Here is a 6,132-nt window from a genome sequence, read left to right as displayed (position 1 = left end):
GCCCGTCCGCACCGACCCGGGAGCGCCTTCGGCCCCCCCGTCCGCGCTCCCGGTGGTCGCCCGGACCGTCGGCGCGTCGGCGGAGCGCCCTGCCCCGTACGGTCACACGGCCACGCCCGGCGAGAGCAAGGAGCGAGCCCGACCCGTCCAGCGAGCCATGGACTCCCCCGCGACCCCGGGTCCGGGCACCGTGTCTCGCCAGCCGATCGGCGGCCCCGCGGCCCCCGCGCTCCAGCGGCTCCCAGCCGCCCCGACTGGCCCGTCGCTGGATCTCGTGCAGACGACCCCGGCACCTGCCGATCCCGCCGGGCCGCCGTCCCTCACCGCCGAGCCTCCGGAGACCGCCGAGGTCCCGGCGACCCCCTCCGCCCCGAGCGCGCCCGACACCGTCACCCCGCAGACACCGGCGACCGTGCAGCGGTCGTCGTCGGATCCCTTGACCGACCAGCAGGTGTCCGCACCCGTCAGCCGCTCACAGCCGGACGCCGCCCCGCGGACACCGCTGCCCGTCGTCCAGCGGGCGGCGGGCCCCACGCCGTCGTCGGCGACCGACTCCCCCGACCGTCCCGCGGCTCTGCCACCACGGTCCGCGACCGGGACGCAGCGGGCGGCGGCCGAGGTCCACTCCCCGACGCTCGCCGCCCCCGTCACGCCCTCCGTCGTCCAGCGGACCACCGCTCCGACGCCGGGCTGGTCCGCAGCCCCCGCGTCGTCCTCGCTCGCCGAGCGCCCGTCGGCGGGGATCCCCGCCGCGCCGGTCCTCACCGACCTCGCCCCCGGCCGGTCGCCCGCGTCCGACATCGACGCGCGTCACGCGGACGCCGACCTCGCGCTCGCAGCCCCACCCGCCACGCGCCCGAGCACTCCCGCCGTCCAGCGTGCCCCGCTGCTGTCCGACCTCCCGGGTCCGCTCCTGACCGCGCCGGCGCGACCGTGGGGCCAGGCCGTCCCGCGTCCCGCACGCACCGCGCTCCAGCGCAGTATCGACGGACCGGCACCGCAGGCTCCGGCACCGCTCACGCCGGGACCGGCACGTCCGTCGACCGCTCCCCTCCCGGTGCTCGACCTGGCCCGCCCCCTCCAGCGCGCACCGCTGCAGGACGCGACGGCGTTCGTGGAGAGCCCGCCCGCGACGGCGGACCAGCCCGCACCCCCGCCGCCCTCGCTCCAGCGCGCCGTGCCCGAGCCCGCGGCGGCACCGGAACCGGCGACCGGACCGGGAGCCGCACCCGCGGCATCCGCGGGAGCCGCCGCAGAGGCAGCCGTGTCCCCGTTCGCGACCGCGTCGGCGGCGGACCTGGACGACCTCGCGCGCCGCCTGACCGCCCCGCTGCTGCGCCGGGTGCGCGGCCAGCTGCTGGTCGACCGCGAACGCCGCGGCGTCCGCGTGGACCTGTGACCGAGACGACGGAGGCCGACCATGGCGGACACGATGCTCGACGAGGCCCAGACCGCCGTCGGCGTGCACTATCTCGTGAAGATCGACGGCGAGGACCTCGGCCGGTTCAGCTCCTGCGAGGGGCTCGGCGTGGAGGTCGTCGTCGAGAGCCGCGAGGAGGGCGGGTTCAACACGGGCGTCTGGCAGCTGCCGACGCGGTTGAAGTACCCGAACGTGAAGCTCTCCCGGCCGCTGGGGGCGGGGACGAGCCACGTCGCGAAGTGGCTGTCGAAGGTCAGCCAGGGGCTCGTCGCCACGACGGCGACCATCACGGCGCGCTCCACCTCGGGCGAGGACATCGTCACCTGGAACCTGCAGGGCGTGGTGCCGGTGCGCTGGACCGGCCCGTCGCTCACCTCCGACAGCACCAAGGTCGTGACCGAGACGCTCGAGCTGGCGCACCACGGGTTCCACGACGGAGCGGGCTGGTGAGCGGGCGATGAGCGGCACCCCGACCGGGCTCGACGCCGGCGCCGCCACGGCGTCAGGCAGCTCGCTGGGCTCCCTCGAGCACGCCAAGCTCGAGCTGCACGAACCGTCGAAAGACGGCGCACTCGACAAGCCCGGACCGCTGATCGACACGGTCGACTTCCAGTTCAACCCCAAGGAGCTCACGCTCAGCAAGTCGGCCAAGTGGACGCGGCCGACCACCCGGGGCAGCAAGAAGGCCAGCCCGCCGCAGTACCAGGGGCCCCAGCCGTCGAAGATGACGCTCGAGATGTTCCTGGACGCCTCGGTGTTCTTCGACCCGAACCGCACGCAGGACGACAGCGTGGTCAAGACCGTCGAGCGCCTGTTCCAGTGCTGCGTGCCCACCGACGCGTCCCACGGGCAGAAGAAGGACTCGCCGCCCTGGGTGCAGCTGCGCTGGGGCGGGCTGACCGGCTTCGTGGCGTACATCGAGAGCGTGCAGGTGAAGTATACGCTCTTCACGCCCACGGGCCTGCCCGTGCGCGCGGTGTGCACCGTGACCCTGCAGGAGCTCGCCGGCGAGCCACCGGGCACCAACCCGACGTCGGGCGGCCGGGTGCCCCACCGCGAGCACGTCGTCGTCCAGGGCGACTCGCTGGCGGGGATCGCGTACGCGGAGTACGGGGACGCGTCGCTGTGGCGTGCGGTCGCGGACGTCAACCGGGTGGACGACCCGTCGCGCCTGCGGCCGGGACGGCGCCTGCTCCTGCCGACCGCCGAGGAGCTGTCCCGCCCCCGCACCCCGTCGGCACGCGGCCGCGCGAACCTCGCGACCCCGCCCGTCCCCGCCCGACCGGCGCGTCAGGAGGTCACGGATGCCGCACGGTGAGGAGCACAGCGCGTCCCTGCTGGTGGACGTCGCCGGCACGCCCCTGCCCGCCGACGTGCTGCCCCTGCTGGTCAGCGGATCGGTGGACAGCAGCCGGAACGTGCCCGACATGTTCGTGCTGCGGTTCAGCGACGAGCACGCGATCGTGCTGGCCAAGGCCGGGTTCACCATCGGCGCCAAGGTCCGGCTGCGCGTGCAGTCGAGCGGGCCGGGTGGGCCGGTGCCGCTGCTGGACGGTGAGGTCACCGCGGTGGAGGCCGAGCTCGACGCCGACGGCTTCCACACGGTCGTGCGGGGCCTGGACCCGTCCCACCGGCTGTTCCGGGGCCGACGCATGGAGGCGTACCGGAACATGACCGCCGACGAGATCGCGACGAAGGTCGCGACGCGGGCCGGCCTGAAGGCGGGCACGTGCGACACCGGCGGCGCGGTGCTCGAGCACGTGGTGCAGGACAACGTGAACGACTGGGACTTCCTGGCGGCGCTCGCGGACCAGCGGGGAGCCGTCGTGCGGGTGGTGGAGGGCGCCCTCGACTTCACCCGTCCCGCGCAGGCGTCGACCGCGCCGGAAGGGAGCGAGGGGGCACGCGCCAACCCCCTGGTGCTCCAGAAGGGCGTCAACCTGCAGTGGCTGCGCTCGACGGTCACGGCGGCCGGGCAGGTGCCCGAGGTCGAGGTCCGCGGCTGGGACGTCCAGCAGAAGCGTGCGGTCGTCGCCGTCGCCCCCGGTGCGACGACGAGCGCCGCGCTGGCGGACGCGGACCCGGCACAGCTGGCCCGCTCGTTCTCCAGCCCCCGGTACGTGCAGCCCGCCTCGGGCCTGGCCGACCAGGGACAGTGCGACGCCCGCGCCAAGGCGCTCGCGGACCGGATCGCCGCCGGGTTCGCCGAGCTGGAGGGCGCGGCCCACGGGAACTCCGCCATGCGGGCGGGCGAGTCGGTCGCCCTGCGCGGGATGGGCAGCCCGTTCGACGGCCGCTACACGCTGAGCGCGGTCCGCCACGAGTTCACCGCCGACACGGGGTACGTCACCACGTTCACGGTGGCGGGTGCCTCCGAGCGCTCGCTCTACGGCGCCGTCGTGGGGGCCGGACGCCCGGCGCCCACCCCGGGGCTGCTCAGCGCCGTGGTGACCGACATCAAGGACCCGCTGAACCTCGGCCGCGTGAAGGTCAAGCTCCCCGTGCACTCCGACCAGTACGAGAGCGGCTGGGCCCGCACGCTGGCGCCGGGCGCGGGCGGCAAGCGCGGCACCGCGCTGCTGCCGGAGGTCGGCGACGAGGTGCTCGTCGGCTTCGGGAACGGGGAGCTGGGTCAGCCGTACGTGCTGGGGGGCCTGTTCAACGGCAAGGACACCCCGGAGCCGGACCAGGTCAACGTCAACGACGGCAAGGTGCAGCGCCGGGTGTTCGTCTCCCGGACCGGCATGCGCGTCGAGCACCTGGAGAAGCCCGACGGCGAGGAGCTGGCGCTGACCACCAACGGCGGCTCGCAGAAGATCCGGCTGGTCCAGAAGCCCGACGCCAGCATCGAGATCATCTCCGAGGGCCCCGTGACCCTGACCGCGAAGAAGGACATCGCGGTGAGCACGGCGACCGGGAAGGTGACGGTGAAGGGCACCGACATCGCGCTCGACGGCACCTCGTCGATCTCGCTGAAGGCACCGAAGGTCACGGTCGAGGGCACGGCGACCGCCGAGCTGGCCGGGGGCGCCACGACGACCGTCCGCGGCGGCGTCGTCAAGATCAACTGACAGGGGGCGGGACGTGGGACAGGAGTTCGTCGGCGCGGGATGGGCGTTCCCCGTGCGCACCGACGCCACGGGCCGCATCGCCCTGTCGCGCGAGGGGCGCGAGATCGAGGAGAGCATCCGGCTGATCCTGGCCACGTCGCCCGGCGAACGGCCCATGCGCCCGGAGTTCGGCTGCGCGGTGCACGACTACGTGTTCGCTCCCGCCGACGCCTCCACCGCCGGCGCCGTCGCCTACGCGGTCCGGGTGGCGCTCGACCGCTGGGAGCCGCGCATCGACCTGCGGGACGTGTCGGTCCGGTACGACGACGTGGAGCGTGGCCTGCTCTACATCGACGTGCGGTACGCGCTGCGCGGGACGAACGACCCGCGCAACCTCGTCTTCCCCTTCTACACGATCCCCGACGAGCGGCCCGGCTCCGGACCGTCGCGCCTCCAGACGAGCGGAGCCTGACGTGCTGCCCTCACCGAACCTCGACGACCGCCGCTTCCAGGACCTCGTCGACGACGCCAAGCGGATGGTGCAGCGCCGCTGCCCGGAGTGGACCGACCACAACGTGTCCGACCCGGGCGTGACCCTCATCGAGACCGTGGCGTTCATGACCGACGAGCTCTTCTACCGGCTCAACCGGGTGCCCGACCGCCTCTACGTGGCGTTCCTGGAGCTGCTCGGCGTCCGGCTGCACCCGGCGGGCGCCGCGAGCGTCGACGTGACGATGTGGCTGTCCGCGCCGCAGGACGAGACCGTCGTGGTGCCCGAGGGCACCGAGGCGGCGACGTCGCGGTCGGACCGCGACGACGCCGTCGTGTTCACCACCACCACCGAGCTGCGCATCCCGCCGCGCCGGCTGGTCCACCTGCTCACCCAGCGGCCGGGCGGGGAGCCGGTCCCGCACGACGAGCAGCTCGGGTTCCGCGAGCCGTTCCCGGTGTTCACCGACGTCCCGCAGGTTGACGACGTCATGCTGCTGGGGCTGGACGACAGCGCGCCGTCCTGCGTGCTGGTCCTGCGCTTCGACTCGGACGTGCAGGGTGTCGGCGTCGACCCCAGGCACCCTCCGCTGGTCTGGGAGGCCTGGGACGGGCACGCGTGGGTGGCGTGCGACGTGGACAGCGACGGCACCGGGGGGCTCAACCGGCCCGGCGACGTGGTGCTGCACGTGCCGCCGACCCACACGGCGTCGGTGCTGGCCGACCGGCGGGCCGGCTGGCTGCGTTGCCGCGTGGTGGAGCCCGACGCGGACTACCCGCCCTACGGCGCGAGCCCGACGGTGCGCGAGGCCGACGCGTTCACCATCGGCGGGACCGTGGAGGCGGTGCACGCCCAGACCATCACCGACGAGGTGCTGGGCCTGTCCGAGGGGGTCCACGGCCAGGTGTTTCCCCTGGAGCACCGGCCCGTCGTGGCGGGTCGGCCGCTCACCCTCGACGTGGCCGCGGGGCCCGGCTGGGACACGTGGACCGAGGTCGAGTCGTTCGCCGGGCACGACGAGGACGACCACGTGCTCGTCGTCGACCGCGCGGCCGGCGAGGTGCGGCTCGCCCCGGCGGTGCGCGAGCCGGACGGGACGCTGCGGGCGTTCGGCGCCGTGCCGCCGAAGGGTGCCCCGCTGCGCGTGCCCAGCTACCGCACGGGCGGCGGAC

At 74.7% G+C, this 6,132-nt stretch carries 6 protein-coding genes; all 6 read left to right on the top strand.

Annotated features, from left to right (window positions below):
* Positions 1-274: 274 nt before the first annotated feature.
* Positions 275-1,399: a hypothetical protein gene (locus tag RYN42_RS19305; protein WP_315098966.1), complete on the top strand. Its 1,125-nt coding sequence runs from the start codon at positions 275-277 to the stop codon at positions 1,397-1,399.
* A 21-nt stretch (positions 1,400-1,420) separates the two neighbouring features.
* Positions 1,421-1,870, top strand: a complete 450-nt coding sequence (locus RYN42_RS19300; RefSeq protein ID WP_315098963.1) for a phage tail protein — start codon at positions 1,421-1,423, stop codon at positions 1,868-1,870.
* A gap of 7 nt (positions 1,871-1,877) precedes the next feature.
* The gene (locus RYN42_RS19295; RefSeq protein WP_315098960.1) at positions 1,878-2,738 is read left to right on the top strand and encodes a LysM peptidoglycan-binding domain-containing protein; all 861 of its coding nucleotides are present in this window, start codon (positions 1,878-1,880) and stop codon (positions 2,736-2,738) included.
* The gene (locus RYN42_RS19290; protein WP_315098959.1) at positions 2,725-4,491 is read left to right on the top strand and encodes a VgrG-related protein; all 1,767 of its coding nucleotides are present in this window, start codon (positions 2,725-2,727) and stop codon (positions 4,489-4,491) included. Before RYN42_RS19295 ends, RYN42_RS19290 begins: the two co-directional genes overlap by 14 nt.
* A gap of 13 nt (positions 4,492-4,504) precedes the next feature.
* Positions 4,505-4,942, top strand: a complete 438-nt coding sequence (locus RYN42_RS19285) for a GPW/gp25 family protein (RefSeq protein ID WP_315098957.1) — start codon at positions 4,505-4,507, stop codon at positions 4,940-4,942.
* A 1-nt stretch (position 4,943) separates the two neighbouring features.
* Positions 4,944-6,132 (top strand): putative baseplate assembly protein (locus RYN42_RS19280; RefSeq protein WP_315098954.1); only part of this gene is annotated, 1,189 nt, incomplete at its 3' end.

Origin of the sequence: uncultured Cellulomonas sp., from assembly GCF_963527515.1 — a bacterium.
Lineage (GTDB): Bacteria > Actinomycetota > Actinomycetes > Actinomycetales > Cellulomonadaceae > Cellulomonas.
This window is presented reverse-complemented; position numbering and strand designations above follow the sequence as displayed.

What these genes read in the sequence shown, in the direction of transcription:
- RYN42_RS19300 (WP_315098963.1), top strand. Translation starts at nt 1,421, where the DNA reads ATGGCGGACACGATGCTCGACGAGGCCCAGACCGCCGTCGGCGTGCAC.
- RYN42_RS19295 (WP_315098960.1), top strand. Translation starts at nt 1,878, where the DNA reads ATGAGCGGCACCCCGACCGGGCTCGACGCCGGCGCCGCCACGGCGTCA.
- RYN42_RS19290 (WP_315098959.1), top strand. Translation starts at nt 2,725, where the DNA reads ATGCCGCACGGTGAGGAGCACAGCGCGTCCCTGCTGGTGGACGTCGCC.